At 64.9% G+C, this 16,275-nt stretch carries 21 protein-coding genes and 1 pseudogene; 10 read left to right on the top strand and 12 right to left on the bottom strand.

The window, feature by feature from the left end:
• Positions 1-31: 31 nt before the first annotated feature.
• Positions 32-1,258 carry a cytochrome c gene (locus AC3WLX_RS22510; RefSeq protein WP_492337620.1) on the top strand — a complete coding sequence of 409 codons (1,227 nt, stop codon included), beginning with the start codon at positions 32-34 and terminating at the stop codon, positions 1,256-1,258.
• 9 nt (positions 1,259-1,267) lie between these two features.
• Here AC3WLX_RS22510 and AC3WLX_RS22505 read toward each other — a convergent pair whose 3' ends face one another.
• Entirely contained in the window at positions 1,268-1,918 is a 651-nt protein-coding gene (locus tag AC3WLX_RS22505; protein ID WP_291625600.1) for a trimeric intracellular cation channel family protein, read from the bottom strand.
• Between the two features lie 165 nt (positions 1,919-2,083).
• Between AC3WLX_RS22505 and AC3WLX_RS22500 the strand changes: the two genes are divergently transcribed.
• Entirely contained in the window at positions 2,084-2,473 is a 390-nt protein-coding gene (locus AC3WLX_RS22500; RefSeq protein WP_291625603.1) for a hypothetical protein, read from the top strand.
• 66 nt (positions 2,474-2,539) lie between these two features.
• Here the strand turns inward: AC3WLX_RS22500 and AC3WLX_RS22495 are convergent, their stop codons facing one another.
• The 3 genes from AC3WLX_RS22495 to AC3WLX_RS22485 are packed head-to-tail and all read right to left on the bottom strand — an operon-like array spanning position 2,540 to position 4,083.
• Positions 2,540-3,349 carry an isocitrate lyase/PEP mutase family protein gene (locus AC3WLX_RS22495; RefSeq protein ID WP_492337619.1) on the bottom strand — a complete coding sequence of 270 codons (810 nt, stop codon included), beginning with the start codon at positions 3,347-3,349 and terminating at the stop codon, positions 2,540-2,542.
• 51 nt (positions 3,350-3,400) lie between these two features.
• The gene (locus AC3WLX_RS22490; protein ID WP_492337618.1) at positions 3,401-3,751 is read right to left on the bottom strand and encodes an antibiotic biosynthesis monooxygenase family protein; all 351 of its coding nucleotides are present in this window, start codon (positions 3,749-3,751) and stop codon (positions 3,401-3,403) included.
• Between the two features lie 23 nt (positions 3,752-3,774).
• On the bottom strand, positions 3,775-4,083 hold the full coding sequence (locus AC3WLX_RS22485) for an NIPSNAP family protein (RefSeq protein ID WP_492337617.1): 309 nt from the start codon (positions 4,081-4,083) through the stop codon (positions 3,775-3,777).
• 185 nt (positions 4,084-4,268) lie between these two features.
• Between AC3WLX_RS22485 and AC3WLX_RS22480 the strand changes: the two genes are divergently transcribed.
• The 5 genes and pseudogenes from AC3WLX_RS22480 (at position 4,269) to AC3WLX_RS22460 (ending at position 7,487) form a co-directional block, all read left to right on the top strand.
• Positions 4,269-4,967, top strand: a complete 699-nt coding sequence (locus AC3WLX_RS22480) for an ArsR/SmtB family transcription factor (protein ID WP_492337616.1) — start codon at positions 4,269-4,271, stop codon at positions 4,965-4,967.
• A 69-nt stretch (positions 4,968-5,036) separates the two neighbouring features.
• Positions 5,037-5,543, top strand: coding sequence for a hypothetical protein (locus tag AC3WLX_RS22475; RefSeq protein WP_492337615.1), 507 nt, complete (start codon positions 5,037-5,039; stop codon positions 5,541-5,543).
• Between the two features lie 254 nt (positions 5,544-5,797).
• Positions 5,798-5,911 (top strand): annotated as a pseudogene (locus AC3WLX_RS22470) (transcriptional regulator); the annotation flags it as partial.
• 122 nt (positions 5,912-6,033) lie between these two features.
• A complete protein-coding gene (locus AC3WLX_RS22465) occupies positions 6,034-7,044 on the top strand; it encodes an alpha/beta fold hydrolase (RefSeq protein WP_492337614.1) in 1,011 nt (336 codons plus the stop codon).
• Between the two features lie 188 nt (positions 7,045-7,232).
• Entirely contained in the window at positions 7,233-7,487 is a 255-nt protein-coding gene (locus AC3WLX_RS22460) for a GCG_CRPN prefix-to-repeats domain-containing protein (RefSeq protein ID WP_291629222.1), read from the top strand.
• Positions 7,488-7,649: 162 nt separating this feature from the next.
• On the opposite strand, the gene AC3WLX_RS22455 is transcribed toward AC3WLX_RS22460, so the two are convergent.
• Together AC3WLX_RS22455 and AC3WLX_RS22450 are read right to left on the bottom strand one after the other, a co-directional pair.
• Complete coding sequence (locus tag AC3WLX_RS22455) at positions 7,650-7,937, bottom strand: twin-arginine translocation signal domain-containing protein (RefSeq protein WP_291629220.1); 288 nt, start codon at positions 7,935-7,937, stop codon at positions 7,650-7,652.
• A 198-nt stretch (positions 7,938-8,135) separates the two neighbouring features.
• Positions 8,136-8,450: a hypothetical protein gene (locus AC3WLX_RS22450; RefSeq protein WP_492337613.1), complete on the bottom strand. Its 315-nt coding sequence runs from the start codon at positions 8,448-8,450 to the stop codon at positions 8,136-8,138.
• A 130-nt stretch (positions 8,451-8,580) separates the two neighbouring features.
• Here AC3WLX_RS22450 and AC3WLX_RS22445 point away from each other — a divergent pair, with 130 nt between their 5' ends.
• Both AC3WLX_RS22445 and AC3WLX_RS22440 read left to right on the top strand, forming a co-directional pair.
• Positions 8,581-9,234, top strand: a complete 654-nt coding sequence (locus AC3WLX_RS22445; RefSeq protein ID WP_492337612.1) for a glutathione S-transferase family protein — start codon at positions 8,581-8,583, stop codon at positions 9,232-9,234.
• Between the two features lie 75 nt (positions 9,235-9,309).
• Complete coding sequence (locus AC3WLX_RS22440; RefSeq protein WP_291629215.1) at positions 9,310-9,462, top strand: hypothetical protein; 153 nt, start codon at positions 9,310-9,312, stop codon at positions 9,460-9,462.
• A 117-nt stretch (positions 9,463-9,579) separates the two neighbouring features.
• Here the strand turns inward: AC3WLX_RS22440 and AC3WLX_RS22435 are convergent, their stop codons facing one another.
• Both AC3WLX_RS22435 and AC3WLX_RS22430 read right to left on the bottom strand, forming a co-directional pair.
• Complete coding sequence (locus AC3WLX_RS22435) at positions 9,580-9,927, bottom strand: hypothetical protein (protein ID WP_492337611.1); 348 nt, start codon at positions 9,925-9,927, stop codon at positions 9,580-9,582.
• 603 nt (positions 9,928-10,530) lie between these two features.
• Positions 10,531-12,063, bottom strand: coding sequence for an acyl-CoA carboxylase subunit beta (locus tag AC3WLX_RS22430; RefSeq protein WP_492337610.1), 1,533 nt, complete (start codon positions 12,061-12,063; stop codon positions 10,531-10,533).
• Positions 12,064-12,211: 148 nt separating this feature from the next.
• Between AC3WLX_RS22430 and AC3WLX_RS22425 the strand changes: the two genes are divergently transcribed.
• On the top strand, positions 12,212-12,613 hold the full coding sequence (locus AC3WLX_RS22425) for a DUF4260 domain-containing protein (protein ID WP_492337609.1): 402 nt from the start codon (positions 12,212-12,214) through the stop codon (positions 12,611-12,613).
• Positions 12,614-12,650: 37 nt separating this feature from the next.
• Here the strand turns inward: AC3WLX_RS22425 and blaOXA are convergent, their stop codons facing one another.
• Genes blaOXA through AC3WLX_RS22405 form a run of 4 tightly spaced genes read right to left on the bottom strand, consistent with a single transcriptional unit; the run spans position 12,651 to position 16,241 of the window.
• Positions 12,651-13,508, bottom strand: a complete 858-nt coding sequence (gene blaOXA / locus AC3WLX_RS22420; protein WP_492337608.1) for a class D beta-lactamase — start codon at positions 13,506-13,508, stop codon at positions 12,651-12,653.
• A gap of 33 nt (positions 13,509-13,541) precedes the next feature.
• Positions 13,542-13,805, bottom strand: coding sequence for an EscU/YscU/HrcU family type III secretion system export apparatus switch protein (locus AC3WLX_RS22415; RefSeq protein WP_291631199.1), 264 nt, complete (start codon positions 13,803-13,805; stop codon positions 13,542-13,544).
• Positions 13,802-15,391: a flagellar hook-length control protein FliK gene (gene fliK, locus AC3WLX_RS22410; RefSeq protein ID WP_492337607.1), complete on the bottom strand. Its 1,590-nt coding sequence runs from the start codon at positions 15,389-15,391 to the stop codon at positions 13,802-13,804. Before fliK ends, AC3WLX_RS22415 begins: the two co-directional genes overlap by 4 nt.
• A gap of 55 nt (positions 15,392-15,446) precedes the next feature.
• Positions 15,447-16,241, bottom strand: coding sequence for an ATP12 family chaperone protein (locus AC3WLX_RS22405; RefSeq protein WP_492337606.1), 795 nt, complete (start codon positions 16,239-16,241; stop codon positions 15,447-15,449).
• Between the last annotated feature and the right edge of the window lie 34 nt (positions 16,242-16,275).

Below are 16,275 nucleotides of genomic sequence, written 5' to 3'. Positions count from 1 at the left end.
ATGCGGGCGATTGGTCGCAGGAGTGGCTTTGATGCGGACGATTCTGGCTGGCCTGGCGCTCGCCGGCCTCGCGTTGTGCAGTGCGGCTGCAACGGCGGCCGGACCCTCGCCCGAGCTGATCGCCACTGGCAAGGCGCTGGTCGAGACCGGCGACTGCGCGGGCTGCCACACCGCCGATCCGGCCAAACCGTTCGCGGGCGGCAAGCGCATCGACACGCCCTTCGGTGCGATCTATGCGCCAAACCTGACGCCGGACCGAGACACAGGGATCGGTGCATGGACGGATGCCGATTTCACCCGCGCCTTGCGCTATGGCATCGCGCCGGACGGCTCGAACTATTACCCGGCGTTCCCCTATCCCTACTTCACGCGCATGACGAAGGACGACACGCTGGCAATCCGCGCCTATCTCGGCACGCTCGCGCCTGTGATGAACCGCAACAAGCCGCCGGAGCTGCGCTGGCCGTTCGGCTATCGCGGCCTGATGCGGCTCTGGAACGCCATGTATTTCAAGCCCGGCCTGTTCGAGCCGGACCAGAGCAAGAGCACGGCCTGGAACCGAGGCGGCTATCTCGTCACGGGGCTCGGCCATTGCGGCGCCTGCCATACCCCGAAAAACTATTTCGGCGCCGACAAGGATGCGCAGGCGCTCTCCGGCAACGAGGTCGGAGGCTGGTTTGCCCCGCGCCTCGACGGCGCCGTGCGCACCGGGCTGAAATCGTGGAGCGAGGCTGACATCACGGAGTATCTGCAAAGCGGGCGCAACGCCAAGAGCCATGCCGGAGGGCCGATGGCGGAGGTCGTCGTCAACTCGACCTCGAAGATGAGCGATGCCGATGTGCGCGCGATCGCCATTTACTTGAAGAGCCTGCCGTCGATGCGACGCGAGACGATCGTGACGCCGCCTGGCGATGCCGAGATGAAGGCCGGCCATGCGGTCTACGCAAAACTCTGCATCGCCTGCCATGAGGCCGACGGCACGGGAGCCCCGCGCATCTATCCGCCGCTGCCGGGCAATGCGCTGCTGCAATCCAACAACCCCTCCTCCACCTTGCGCATCATCCTCGACGGCGCCCACACCGTGACAACGCCGCGCGCGCCCAACACAGGCGAGATGCCGGGATACGCCAAACAACTGTCCGACCAGGAGATCGCGGCGGTGACGAACTACATCCGCAATTCCTGGGGCAATGCGGGCCTGCTGGTGACGCCGGCCCAGGTGGCGAAGGCAAGGAAGCGAGAGGCGAATGGGGAATAGCGACGGCGTTCACCGCTCCTTCTCTTCATCCCCCGCGAACACGAATTTCGGCATCTCCCATTTGTAGTACACCGCGAGCAGGCGGAAGCTGAGGCCGAGCACGAAGGTCAAGATCGTCCAGAGCTCGGCATTGAGATTGAAGCCGAACGCGGTCGCATAGAACAGGCCCGTCACCACCGAGACGCTGGCATAGAGCTCGGATCGGAACAGCAGCGGTACGTCGTTGCAGAGCACGTCGCGCAACACGCCGCCGGCGCAGCCGGTCACCATGCCCGAGACGATCACGATCGGCAGCGAGGCATCCATCTGCCAGCCGACATTGCAGCCGATCATGGTGAAAACGACGAGGCCGATCGCATCGAGCACGATGAAGGCGAGGTGCAGCCGATGCACGAGGCGCGCGATCAGGATCGTCAGCAACGCTGCCCCGCCCGGCAGTGCGAGGTAGATCGGGTTGGCCACCCATATCAGCGGATAGTGACCGAGAAACAGATCGCGCAGCGTGCCGCCGCCGAGCGCGGTAATGCAGGCGAGAAGACAAACGCCGACATAATCCATGCTGCGCCGCCCTGCGGCCAGTGCCGCCGTCATGCCCTCCGCGGTCAAGGCGACCAGAGCCAGAAAGTGCAGCACGCTATCGGTCGGCGGCAGACTCCACATCGGCTTCGTTCCCCTGTCGCAGCATGGAACCCGCGGTTCAGCTCCCAAGCCAACAGGTTCCCGATTCCCGACACCAGAGCAACATGCGACGAAAGCATAACAGGCGCGGAACGGAATCTCACATCTGAGGGTTGTCTTGGCGTCATAACCGAGGAGATCCAATCGATGGCTGACGACCGTTTTCCCAACGATCCGTACCGCCCGAACCTCGCCGACGATGAGTATTCTCGCACGGCGCGCCGGGATGCTGACCTTCAGGCCGATCCCCAGCTCAGCGAAGGCCCTGCCTCAAGCGGCAAGGTCGCGATGTTTGCGGTGGCAATCGCCCTGGTGCTGGGCGCCGTGTTCTATGGCTTGAACAATAGCAGCACGACGAACGAGGCCAGCAACCCGTCGGCCTCGCAGACGGCGCAGACGGCTCCGGCCAACCCGGCCGCACCTTCCGGCATGCGTGACGTGACCCCGCGCAGCAACACCGAGCCGGGCATGACCACCGGCGCGGCGCCGAGCAGGCCGGCTCCGGTTACGCCGGCACCGTCAGAGGGCGCGAAGTAAGAGCGAACCACGTAGGACTAAGAGAGCGGCGGGATACACAAGGTCCCGCCGCTTTTCCTTGTCCTGCTAACTGAACATCTTGTTGAGCTCGCCGCCGGGATAGCCTTTGCTGAGCTCTGCGAACGTCCCTTTCTCCGCCATCTCTTTCGCGGCGCGCATGAAGCCGCCCCAGGCGGCGCGGGCCAGCGAGCCACCGACGCTGATCCGTCGCACGCCGAGGTCCTCGGCTTCCTGCAGCGACAGGCCGCTTGCGCCGATCAAGAGGTTGAAGGGCTTTGGATGAACCGCCTTCACCACCGCGCTGATGTCCTCGCGGCTCTTCAGTCCCGGCGCATAGAGACAGTCGGCGCCGGCATCGGCATAGGCGGTCAGGCGGTCGATGACGAGCTTGAGGTCGGTCACGCCCCACAAATACGCCTCGCAGCGGCCGACCAGCAGCGTGCCGCTGTCCCCGATCGCCTTGCGCGAGGCCGTGATGCGCTCGACCGCGAGCGCACGGTCGTAGAGCGGCTTGTCCTTGTCGCCGGTGGAGTCCTCGATCGAGAGGCCTGCGACACCGGTGCGCACACAGCGCTCGACGTTGTCCGCGACCCTCTCCGGCTCGACCGCAAAGCCGCCCTCGAAATCCGCATTCACGGGGATGTCGACGGATGAGCTCAATGCTGCCAGATGCTGACAGACATCCTCGACGGTGACGTGATTGTCGGCCTTGCCGATGGTCCAGGCGAAGCCCGCGCTCGAGGATGCGATCGCCTTGAAACCGAGATGCTGCAGGCCTTTTGCGCTGCCGACATCGACCGGATTGGGCAGGATAAAGCAGCCGCTCTCGTGCATTTTCCTGAACGTCGCGCGCTTGTCGGCGGTCGTCACGTGCATGTTTCTCTCCCTTGTTGGTCGCGCAGACATAGGCGCCTGCTTTCGGGTCCGCTAGTGCGCGTCATGCACCGCGCGGCTGTCCTTCGGAGCCTGCTCGCGGTCGCTCATGCTGTAGTCCCGGATCACGCTGGCGATGCGCAGGTGATAATCGGCGAAGATCTTTGCGCGGCCTTTGGCCTGGGTGCGGCGATGCTCCATCGTGTTGCGCCAGGCCGCGACTGCTGCCTCATCCCGCCAGAACGACACCGACAGGATCTTGCCCTTCTCGGTCAGGCTCTCGAAGCGCTCGACCGAAATGAAACCGTCGATGGTTTGCAGCAGCGGCTTCAGATCGGCGGCGAGCTCGAAATAGTCCTGGCGGTGTTCCGGCTTGGGCCAGACTTCGAAGATCACGGCGATCATGGGCGTCTCCTCGCGTTGCTGACCTACAATACCACCTTGCGCAGGAAGGTGCGCTCTTCCGCGAGGATGAATTTCTCCGCCTCCGCGTAGTTGAAATTCGCGGTGCCGTCGAGATCTGCGCGCAGCCGCTTGCGGTAGGACTCGTACGCCGCCAGGCTCTCGAACGAAATCAGGGCGGAAGCGATGTTGTTGGTGCCCTCATGCGGCATGAAGTAGCCGACCAGATCGCCGCCACATCTCGGGATAATGGTGAGCCAGCGCTTCGCATATTCCTCGAATTGCGGGCGCTTGAAGGGATCGAGCTGGTAGCGGATGAAGACGGTGACGGACATCTGAACTTTTCCTGTTCTCGAGATTGCGCGAACAACCGTGAGCTCCTCATCCTGAGGAGCTTGCGAAGCAAACGTCTCGAAGGATGCAGGCCCGGCCGAGCCTCGCTGCGCCGTTCGTTCGCGACGACGGTGTGAGAACACGCTACGCGCTTGCCCGGCGACAATGCTTCGGTTACCATCGAAGCATGAAAGCAGGTCCTGACATTGCCATGATCGCCTCTCTCGTCGGCGACCCCGCGCGCGCCAACATGCTCACCGCGCTGATGAACGGCCGTGCGCTCACGGCGAGCGAGCTGGCGCAAGAAGCAGGCATCACACCGCAGACCGCGAGCTCGCATCTGTCGAAGCTGGAGGCCGGCGGCCTGATCGAGCCGGAAAAGCAGGGCCGCCACCGCTATTACCGCCTGACCGACGACGACGTCGCCGGCGTGCTCGAGGGCCTCGCGGGCCTCGCCGCGCGAACCGGCCACATGCGCGTCCGCACCGGACCGAAGGATCCGGCGCTACGGCGTGCGCGGATCTGCTACGACCACCTCGCCGGCGATCTCGGCGTGCAGATGCTGGACTCCTTCCGCGAACGAAATTTGATCAGGCAGAAGAAGCAGGACATCGCGCTGACGACCGAGGGCGAGCGCTTCCTCGCCAAGCATCTGCAGATCTCGCCCGCAATGCTCACGCATCCGCGCCGGCCGGTGTGCAAGGCCTGCCTGGACTGGAGCGAGCGGCGTCACCATCTCGCCGGCACGCTGGGCGCGGCGTTGATGCAGCGCTTCGCCGAGCTGAAATGGGCCGCGCGCGATGCCACGCCCGGCAGCCGCGTGGTGCATTTCACCCGTACCGGCGAGAAGCAGTTCGCCGCGCTGTTCGGGAATGATGCTGGCTAGCCCTCGCAACTCTTGAACCATTCGCCCCGCCGGGCGACCAATCGGGGCGAGGACGCTTTCGAGACCCCCATGCACCGCCTGCTACGTCTGCTTCCTGCCCTGCTTATTGCGGGGGACATCCTGCCGGCCCATGCGGATATCGCCCCCAAATTCGCCGACTATCCGGCCAAGGTCTTCACCGGAAAACCGGCAAGGCCGCGCCTCCACAACCAGTACTTGCGCGACGTTCGCGAGCAGTTTGATCGCGCCATTGGCGACGACAAGGTCAGCGCGGCCGGCCACTATTACGTCGTCAAGCTGCCCTGCGGCTCGACCTGCGTCGCCCCCGTACTGCTGGATGCCCGTACCGGCCGCATCACCGAACTGTTCACGGTGTCCGGCTGGCGTGAGGTCGGCGACGATTTCGACGCCGTGGTCAGCCGCGTCAGCAGCCGACTCATCGTCTTTCGCGGCGCGCGCAACGAGACCGGCGTCGTCGGCAATCACTACTACCTGCTCGGCGAAGGTGGCCGCCTGAAGCATCTGTACACGATGGATACCGACGGCAATTTCGAGAACTCGCCGAAGATCGAATGATGCATCCAGACGCCTTCCTCCAGCTGCCACAGGCACAACAATGCCCGGGCTGCATTCATGCCGCGTGCAGGTCATGATTGACAGGTTTGGATCGCGCCGTGTCCATGTGTGCAAAATTGTAACATGTCGAATCGTGTCTTTTGATTCATTGTGCGCCACAAGCGCCGAACCGCTAAAGAGTTGCTCCAGAGCCTTGCCACCAAAGGCTCGCCACTAAAGGCTCGCCACTAAAGCCTTCGCTTCCTTGTAAAGCATATGCAGATCTCAAATGGGCGGCGCCCGACGCCACGCCGGGCAGCCGCGTCGTCGACTTCACCCCCACCGGCGAGAAGCAGCTTGCCGCGCTGTTCGGCGACGGAAAGGACTGATCACGCCATTCGCGTGACGTCGCACGTTTGCGTGTGAACTCCCACTCTCGGCGTGGCCGGGCTTGACCCGGCCATCCACGCGCCTATGCGAACGGTCATTCAGTGACCGTTAGAGAGCCACCATGATCCGCACCCTCCCGGCCGCCCTCGCCGCCACTCTCCTTGCTTCCCTGCTCACCACCGCGCACGCCGCAGACACGCCCCCACGCGAGCCCTATGGCATCGCGCTCGAGGGTTTTGCCTATCCCTACCCCGTGCACCAGTTGCCGCTCGTCAACGACGGCGAGCAGCTCAGCATGGCCTACATGGACGTCGCCGCCGCGCAGCCGAACGGCCGCACCGTCGTGCTGCTGCACGGGCGCAATTTCCCGTCGAGCTATTGGGCGCCGGTGATCAAGATGCTGAACGAGGCCGGCTTCCGTGTCGTGGTGCCGGACCAGATCGGCTTCGGCAAATCCTCCAAGCCGCAGGGCGAGCTGCATTTCGACAATCTTGCACGCAACACCATCGCGCTGCTCGATCATCTCAAGATCGACAAGGCCGAGATCGTCGCCCACTCGCTCGGCGGCATGCTCGGCGTGCGCATCGCACGCGCCTATCCCGACCGCATCGCCCATCTGGTGCTGACCGCGCCGATCGGGCTCGAAGATTACCGCCTCTTCGTGCCGCCGACCCCGACCGAGAAGATGATCGAGACCGAGGACAAGCTTACGGCGGAGGGCTATCGCAAGCAGCTCCAGACCAACTACGCGATCAAGCTGCCGGCCGAGGCGATCACGCCGTTCATCGACGCCCGCTTCAACATCAAGGGCAGCCCCGACTATCCGCGCTGGCTGCGCGCCTTCGTCAGTTCCGGCCAGATGATCTACCGGGAGCCGGTGGCGCACGAGATTTCGCTGATCGCGCTGCCCACGTTGTTCATCATGGGAGCCGACGACCACAACGCGCCGGGCCGGCCACTCGCGCCCGAGGCGCTGCGGGCCAAGATGGGGCAGAACGCCGAACTGGCGAAGGCGCTGGCGGCCAAGATGCCGAATGCGCGGGCCGAGGTGATCCCGAACACCGGTCATCTCGTCTTCCTCGAGGCGCCCGAGAGGTACAAGGAGGTGGTGCTTGGTTTTCTCGGCCGCTAGCGACAATTACGTGTCGTCCGAGGCCTGATGCGCGGAACGTTCATGCCGCATTCAGGTCATGATTGGCAGGTTTGGATCGCGACGTGTCGGCGCGTCCCGATTCAGCGCGTTTAGTCGTCTCTCTGATTGATTGTGCGCCCCGAGCGCCATCCCCTAGGTCTGCCCCAAAGGACGAGAAGGAATATCCCATGAAATACCTGTTTGCCGCAGTCATGCTCGCCAGCGCGGCGGTCGTCGGTTTCAGCGAGACGGCCAGCGCCGCCGGCGGTTGCGGCCCGGGATGGTATCGTGGCCCCTATGGCAACTGCCGTCCGATGCGCGGCCCGGTTGTCGTTCGCCCCGCTCCGATCGTGGTCGCCCCGGCGCCGGTCGTCGTGGTGCCCCGCGCGCGTGTGTGCCCCTACGGCTTCCGCTGGTACGCCGGGCGCTGCCGTCCGGTCTGATCTCTCCATTCGCGTTGCAGAATGGCCGCTGGCGGAAGCCGGCGGCCGTTTTTTTTCGGAGGTGTTGCCGGCCGTTCGGCAGCTGCGGAAATGGAGCCCGTACAGAAACACAACGGGGACCGCCGGCAGCGGTCCCCGTCCAGTTCGCGAATGGTGGCGATCTCACCAATGATGGCGGCGGTGCCAGCGCCGGCGATGCCGGCGCCAATGACGGCGGTGCCAGCCCCGGTGGCGGTGATGGCCATGCCAGTGAACCTGCTCCGGGCTCAGCTCGGCAGCCTCCTCGCGGGTGGTGACAGCAGGCTGAGCGTCGGGATTGCCATGCGGCATGCGATTGGGGTCGACGACCGGCTGCGGTGACAGCGGCGCGGCCTGCGCCGCGGTCGCGGCGAAGGCCGCGGCTCCTGCCGTCAGTCCCAATGCAAGCTTCAAAAAGTTCCGGCGCTCCATGGCTTCTTCCTTCTTGGATCATCGCTTGTGATGCAGAAGGAGTGTCGCGGTGATGGCATGAACCGACGCTGAATCGCGCGTTCAGATTTGCAACGATGAGCATGAAGAATTCGTAGCCTCGATGGCGCAGTGCAATCCGGGGTTCGTGCTTGATGCGACGACGGCGGAGTGCGCTTGCGCTCAGGTCTACAGATCTCGCTAGGTCGCAAACTCCTGCGCCAGCACCAATGTCTCGCGCGTGCGCTTCACGTCGGGCCAGTCGCGGTTGAAGTCGGCGACGAGCTTCTGCAGCGCGTCCCCTCTCAGCATCGCCGCGAGCTTGGCCTCGTCATCGAACTGATACATGGCCTGGTGCAGCGAGGGATCATCGAGACTCCAGAATCGCAACGCCTTGCTGACGCCGAACGCCTTTACCGCATCGGGCAGGTGTTCCCTCTCGTACCATCGGTCGAAGGCGGCGCGCTTGTTGGGATCGGTGACGATGGCCCGGACGACGAAATAGGCTGCTGGCATCGGATTTCCTCCTGTTGTTTGACGCGACCCTAGCCGCTTCCGCCACCGGTGACAAAAAGAGTCGGCGCCGGTGTCGGAATGGACGTCCTTCCCTCGTCCTTTGCCTCGAAGCAGGACACGGAGACAGCACATGGCCGACCTCACCCTCACCACCTTCGATTGGGTTCCCGCTGCGCCGCGAGGCTTCGTGCGCGACTTCCGCGTGCGCTGGGCTCTCGAAGAGGCCGCCTTGCCGTATCGCGTCGCCAGCGTCCCCTTCGACGATCGCGGGCCCGCGCATTTCACCCACCAGCCGTTCGGCCAGGTTCCGTGGCTGACCGACGGCGACCTCTCGATCTTCGAGACAGGCGCGATCCTGCTGCATCTCGGCGGGCTCAGCGATAGGCTGATGCCCACAAGCCCGCGCGGCCGCGCCGAAACGACAGAGTGGGTATTCGCGGCACTCAATTCGGTGGAAATGGCCAGCCTGCCCTGGGGCATGTCGCAGTTCATGGGACATCCGACCGACACGGCGGCATGGGCATTCGTGGATGACTTCCTCAAGCTTCGGCTGAGGCGTCTCGAACCGGTGCTGGGCAGCCGCGAATGGCTGGCCGGCTCTTTCTCCGTAGCCGACATCCTGATGGCGGACGTGCTGCGCGTCGTCGATGGCTTCGACGGGTTGACGGACAGTCCGGCCTGCCGCGCCTACGTCTCGCGCGCGACCGGTCGGCCGGCATTCGCCAAGGCCCACGCCGACCAGATCGCCCATTTCGCCGCGGCGGATAAGGCACGGGAAACGTGATGTGTCTCACACAATTGGTTTAGAACCCGGCTTACAATCGTCGCCAACTGAAAGACGCCATTCGACAGGTGCAACATGACCCGCATCGAATATCTCAAGCAACAGATCGCCCGCGCCGAGCGGCTGGCAAAGGCCATCCTCGACCGCCAGACCGCCGACCGGCTTCAAGCCTTCGCCGCCGAATGCCGCACCGAACTGTCTGAGATGACGGTCAAGCAGGCCGCGTGAGTCGTGCTGGCGCAAGGCCTTGCATACGTAGGGCGGATTAGCGAAGCGTAATCTGCCACGTCTCCATCTGGTGACACATACCTTGGTCGATTACGCTTCGCTAATCCACCCTACGCATCACACCAGTTTCAGCGGCACATCGGTGACCACGCGAAGGTCGATGCGCCCGATCAACGCCGCCCGCCGCGCCTCCGCAGCACCGATGGCCTCGTCCGTCTGCCGCAACGTCGAGACGTTCGAGCCGAGCGAGACGATCCCGCCCAGCACCAGCGCGATCGATCCGAGCGCCGCGGTCTGGCCAAACCCGAACAGCCCGAGGATCGTCACCAGCAGGAGCGCTGCCCCGCCACCAATAGCAATCTTGGACGCCAGGATGTACTTGCGGCACCGCTCGGCAATCTCGGCTAGCCGCTCGATGCGATCTTCGATGTCGGCGATTTCGTCGGTTGGGTCGTCTTCGGTCATGAGATCTGTGAGCGAGCAAATCGGGACAATGGCGTCAGGTGTCTAGGACACCGGCACAACGCAAGCAGGGATAGGGCCAATCGACATAGCTGGCTCGCCCGAAGAATTCCAAGGCACAGCCGGTGCGTGAGCATGGTTTGCAGAGCTTGGCAACACGCTCACGCGAACATCCACGCGGTCCCGCCTATGATCGGTGATCGCTTCGTATCGGAGACTATCGGGCCCGCCGTAACCAGGTCGAGCCAAGTAGAAAACGCTTATGCCGCGAACCCAGCGCCCGACACAAGCTCGATCCGTTCCAGAGTCGCCCGCCACCTCGAAATCCTCGATACGGTAACAGACAAACCCATGCTCTGGTGACTTCATGAGCACGAGCCGGGGAAGCTCCACCGGCGCACAAGTCTTGTCGGCGTCGGCGTAACCTTCGATAACGGTCTCTTCTGGCGTTCGGACGGTAACGGTCAACTCGGTGTCTTGTGCGAAGCACGATATGCTCATCGCCAGCACTGCGGACCACGCACCCAATTTCAGGGCGCACCATCCTTTGGCGCTCCGCCACAAGCTCGATCGTCGACGCCAGATTGCCACCGACGCCTTCATCCCTCACAACGGCAAATTGTCGTGCTTCTTCGCCGGCATTTCCGTCTTCTTGTCCTTCAGCATCGCCAGCGCCCTTGCGATCCGCTTCCGCGTCGAGTGCGGCATGATGACGTCGTCGATGTAGCCGCGCTCGGCGGCGATGAAGGGCGACAGGAAGCGGTCCTCGTATTCCTTGGTGCGCGCGGCGATCTTGTCGGGGTCGCCGATGTCGCTGCGGAAGATGATCTCGACCGCGCCCTTGGCGCCCATCACCGCGATCTGGGCGGTCGGCCAGGCGTAGTTCATGTCGGCGCCGATCTCCTTGGAGGCCATGACGTCGAAGGCGCCGCCATAGGCCTTGCGGGTGATGATGGTGACGAGCGGCACGGTGCACTGCGAGTAGGCGAACAGCAGTTTTGCGCCGTGCTTGATCAGGCCGCCATATTCCTGCGCGGTACCGGGCAGGAAGCCCGGCACGTCGACGAAGGTGACGATCGGGATGTTGAAGGCATCGCAAAAACGAACAAAGCGCGCCGCCTTGCGTGATGCGTCGCTGTCGAGCACGCCGGCCAGCACCATCGGCTGGTTGGCAACGAACCCCACCGTGCGGCCGGCAATGCGGCCGAAGCCGGTCACGATGTTCTTGGCAAAGCTTTCCGCGATCTCGAAGAAGTCGCCCTCGTCCACGACCTTCAGGATCAATTCCTTCATGTCGTAGGGCTTGTTCGGATTGTCGGGGATCAGCGTGTCGAGCGACATGTCGACCCGCTCGATGTCGTCGAAGCTCGGCCATTCCGGCACGCCGTCGGTGTTGTTGGACGGCAGGAAGTCGATCAGGCGACGCATCTGCAAGAGCGTCTCGACATCGTTCTCGAAGGCGCCGTCGGCGATCGAGGAACGTGTGGCGTGCACCGAGGCGCCGCCGAGCTCCTCCGCCGTGACGACCTCGTTGGTCACGGTCTTCACCACATCGGGGCCGGTGACGAACATGTAGCTGGTGTTCTTCACCATGAAGATGAAGTCGGTCATGGCAGGCGAATAGACGTCACCGCCGGCGCAGGGGCCCATGATGACCGAGATCTGAGGGATCACGCCGGAGGCCAGCACGTTGCGGCGGAACACGTAGGAATAGCCGGCGAGCGCGGCAACGCCCTCCTGGATGCGGGCCCCGCCGGCGTCATAAAGGCCGATGATGGGCGCCCGCGCCTTCATCGCCATGTCCTGGAGCTTTGTGATCTTCAGCGCGTGCGTTTCCGACAGCGAGCCGCCGAACACCGTAAAGTCCTTGGCGAAGACGAAGGTCTTGCGGCCGTTGACGGTGCCCCACCCCGTGACGACGCCGTCGCCTGGGATCTTGTTCTTCTCCATTCCGAACTCGGTGGAGCGGTGCTCGACGAACATGTCGAACTCCTCGAACGATCCCTTGTCGAGCAGGAGCTCGATGCGCTCGCGCGCGGTCAGCTTGCCGCGGGCGTGCTGCGCCTCGATGCGCTTCTCCCCGCCGCCGAGCTTGGCACCGGCACGACGATCTTCAAGGGCGTCCAGGATGTGTTTCATTTGCTCCCGCCAGTTCTTAACTAAGCCACGCTTGCGGGGGGTTCTAACACGGCATTTTGCAGGCCGGGAAGCTGCTTTCGGCACCGCAGGGCTGCCTTGCCACAGCGGGAAAGCGCAAGGAATTACAAAGTTTTGCCTGGAGGCGGAGATGGACGACCGAGCGATCGAAACAGGGGCTGCGACTGGCGGCGTCAATATCCTGCTGCGGCTGGAGGGGCTGACCCTCTTCGTGGGCATGGTGGCGCTTTACGCGGCCTGGGACGGCTCGTGGCTGGTGTTCGTCCTGCTCTTCTTCGTTCCGGATTTGAGCTTTCTGGCATACCTCTCCGACGCCAGATTCGGCGCGATGGTATACAACGCCGCCCACAGCTACATGGCCCCGGTGTCCCTGCTGACACTGGGCTTCGGCCTCGCCTCACCGCTGACCTTGTCCATCGCCTTGATCTGGCTCGCCCATATCGGCATCGACCGGGCGCTGGGGTATGGGCTGAAATATTCGGCCGGGTTCGGCTTCACCCATCTGGGGCGGATCGGCCGGAAGGACGCCTGACCTCAGAATTTAGCGGTCGGCCATCACGTCATCCGGATCAGATCGCGCCGATCTCAGCCAAGCAGGCCTGCGTCAGCGGCATGCGCTCGCCGACGTGGCGCGGCTCTTTGCAATCCATGTTGAGCGCGAACACGGTCTGTGCCTCGCCCTTCTCGGCCCAGCCGACCATCCAGCCGAGCGACGGCTCGCCGCGTTCGGCCCCGAGCAGGCCCGACTTGGCGCGAATGATGCTGTCGCCCACCTTGGTCACCGGCAGGATGTCGGCGACGAGATCCTGGCTGCGCTTCGAGATCGGCAGCGCGCGGCGGCGCAGACGGTCGACGAAATCGATTTGCTCGACCGGATCGATGCGCAAATTTCCGGTGAGCCAGAACCGGTCGATGCCGCCGCCGATGTCGCGATTGCCGTAGTCGAACTCGTCAAGGTATTTTTGCATGCGCTCCTGGCCGATGCGGCGGGCGATCTCCTGATAGACCGGCACCGCGCTGACGGCGATCGCGCTGCGCAGCGTGTGATCCTTGTTCCAGGCTTCGATCGACCGCTTCACGCCGTCCCAGGCAAAGACGTCCTTGTCGGGGTCCGCGACGACGCCGGTCTCCAGCGCAATCAGCGAGTTGGGAATCTTGAAGGTCGAGGCCGGCAGCTTGCCCTCACCCGAACGATCCTTGTCGCTGGCGATGATCAGATAGTCCTCGACCTTGTAGCCGACGAAGGTGCCGGACGTGCCGAGATCGGTGAAGCGCTTGGCGAGACTATCGCGGATCTCGTTGCGCGGCGGCGCGACATGGCCCAGCGCGCGCTGCGGCAGGATGGCCGATGCGGCAAGAAGGCCGAGAGTGGAACGACGGGTGAGCAAGGGCGATGTCCGTTGAACAGTTGAAAGCGCCGCGACCATGCCGTCGCGACGTGGTGAAAGGATGACAGCCCGCTAGCGCCCTCGTCCCGAGAGCCGCAGCACGAACACCAGGACTTCCGCAACGGCCTTGTAGAGATCCGGCGGTATCTCGTCGCCCAGCTCGACCTTGGAGAGCGCCCCGGCCAGGATCTCGTTCTCCTCGATCGGGATGTCATGGGCCTTGGCGATCTCGACGATCTTCTCGCCGATCGTGCCCCTGCCCTTGGCGACGACCACCGGGGCGTTGGTGCCCTTCTCGTAGTGCAGGGCAATCGCTAGCTTGGGCGCCTCGCTCATGTCGCCCGATCCAGGAAGTGTCCGGCGCGGGCCGGTGCAGGCTGCGGCGGCGTGCCGTCGCGCACCACGATGTCGCCGGGCTTGAGCTCGGCCCTGGTCAGGGCCTGGTTGAGCTCTCCGATTCCGGCGCGAAGCTGCTGCGCGGTCGCCGGCCGCTCCGCCCACATCCGCACGAACGTCGTGTCGCCGTTCAGCGTGATCAAGGCATGCACGGGACCGGCCGGCTCGACGTCGAGCGAGAAGCGGGCGCGCCAGCCCCGCGTGTTGGCAGCATCCGCGGCTTCGTTGCCGCCGTCGCGCGAGATCTCGAACTGCGCCATCGCGGTGCCCTGCGGCGTCGCGAACGGAATTTCGAAGTTCCATTGCGGCACGGCCGGGTCGATGCGGTGCCCGCTGGCATCGGTGCGATCGGGCAGCGAGGCAATCTGCAACAGCGTCTGGCGCGCGATCGCGGCATCGGTGTCATCGAGCAGGCGGTGAACCGTGGCCGCAAGTGGCGTGTTCGGTGCGAGCGATGGCGAGGCGATGGCCTGCGACGCCGGCAATGCGCCACGGAACGGCGGTGGCGTGGTCGCCTGGCTGGCCGCCTCCGAGACATGGCCATCGGGCACGGCCTTGTTGGAGCCCGGCAAATTGCCGAGCATGCGTGGCAGGTTTTGCGTCATCTCCTGCAACAGGCTGGCGGCAAGGCCTGCGGTCATGGTCCGCGGCGATGCGGCCTGCGAAACGGCGGCGGCATCGGCCAGGACGGCAGCCGCGCGTGCGGCGTTGCGCGGCATTTCCTGGGGTTGGGCGATCTCCGCATCGGTTGACGGAACGGCAGCCGGCACGGTGCCACTTGTGGCCTGAGCCGGTGCGGCTGTTGCCGTCGTGCCAGCCGGGAGTGCGGCAGTGTTGAGCGTGGCCAGGGTCTGGCGCAGGACCAGCAGCGCGGCCTTGAGATCGGGCGTCGCCCCAGACGACGGCGCCGCGCCCGCCGCCAGCGAGGCCTCGAGGAACAGGCCGGATTTCTGAAAGGCCGTCTCGATATCGCCGCCATCGAGCCCGGCATGGAGCGGCGTCTGCTGCGCCAGCACGTCCAGCACGGCCTGCTTCAGTCCCGCCGGCAAATTGCTGCCGCTGACCACCGCGGCAAGATTGGCGAATAGCGTCGCCTGGCTGCCCTGCCTGGTCGCGGCCTCGGCGGAGGCTGCGCTGACGGCAACGTGTTCTGCCGGGGTCAGGGTGTTGCGCGCCGCACTTGCGGACGGCGCAAGCGGCGGGCTCTCCACCAGCGAGGCTGCGCGAGCCGTCAAGGTGACCTGATCGGGAAGCGCCTCGCTTGCACCGTTCATGACTGCGAGCCGGATCGTGCCGTCGTTCCTGGACACGGCGAGTTGGAGATTTTGGCCGGGGGTGAGCGCCACCTCCGACATCACATCCATCGAGAGGTTGGCGATCGCGATCCGCACCAGATTGTCGGCGAGTACGCTGACCACCTTGGCATCGACGACCCGGCCCGCTTGCAGCACAAGGTCCGGCGTCGCCGCATCAGCCAAGGGGCTGGCGGCGCTGACGGGGGCGATGGAGGTGACCGGCGTCGGCATCTCGGGGAGCCTCAGGGAACGCCGGCTACCCTACCGCTGCGTCGTAAACCTCTCGTTAAGGACCTTCGACGGCCGACGGCCTCACCGCCGCCAGAACCGTCACGGCGGCCTGGAAATCCTTCTGGCGTGTGGCGCGACGAGCGGCGGCCTCCTCGTCCACGCCCCATTGATCGATGTTCCAGTCCTCATCGACATGGGCCGCGGCCCAGACCTGGTCGGCGTCCCGCGCGCCCTGTGCCAGGGCCAGCGCGAGCAGCGCCGAGCCGGTCAGGGTTGTGACTATGTGGAGCGCCGCGACCGACCAGGCATCCCCCGGCAGTGCTGCGCGCGCGGCCCGGACCGCCTCGTCCGGCTGCTTCACATGCATGACGCCCTCGGACAGGATGAAATGCGCCCCCAGCGTCTGCGCCGCCCAAAACAGCACGGGATCCCAATGCGCGGCCTCGCGCGCGACCAGCCCTTCGGGATGGCCGGCGCGATAGAACAGCAGGTCGGTCTCGAAGTACTTCGCCAGATCGTCGCTGACGAGCTCGACCCGGTCGATCACGCCCTCGACCACGCTGTTGGCGATCCGGGTCAGCGGCATGGTGACGGGATCGATCGTCTCGGCTTGCACGGCCCATTCGGAGGCCACCGCGTCGGCGAGTTCGCGCGAGGGGATCACGACCTGGCGGCCGGAGGGGGTGCGGATCGGCTTGCCATCGAGGGTGATGGCGAAGCCGCCTTCGGCATCGGCGACGCCGGCTTCCTTGTAGAAGCGCTTGCGCAGCGGCGTGCGAGCGGACGCGCGCGCCGATTCCCGCGGATCCGGCGGAGGTCGCCCCGCAGCTTCTTCGAACAATTCGCGCATGGCCGTATCAGGTCCCTGTCGTCAGTCAGATTGC

This window comes from Bradyrhizobium sp. FW305-F6, assembly GCF_058782905.1.
This window is presented reverse-complemented; position numbering and strand designations above follow the sequence as displayed.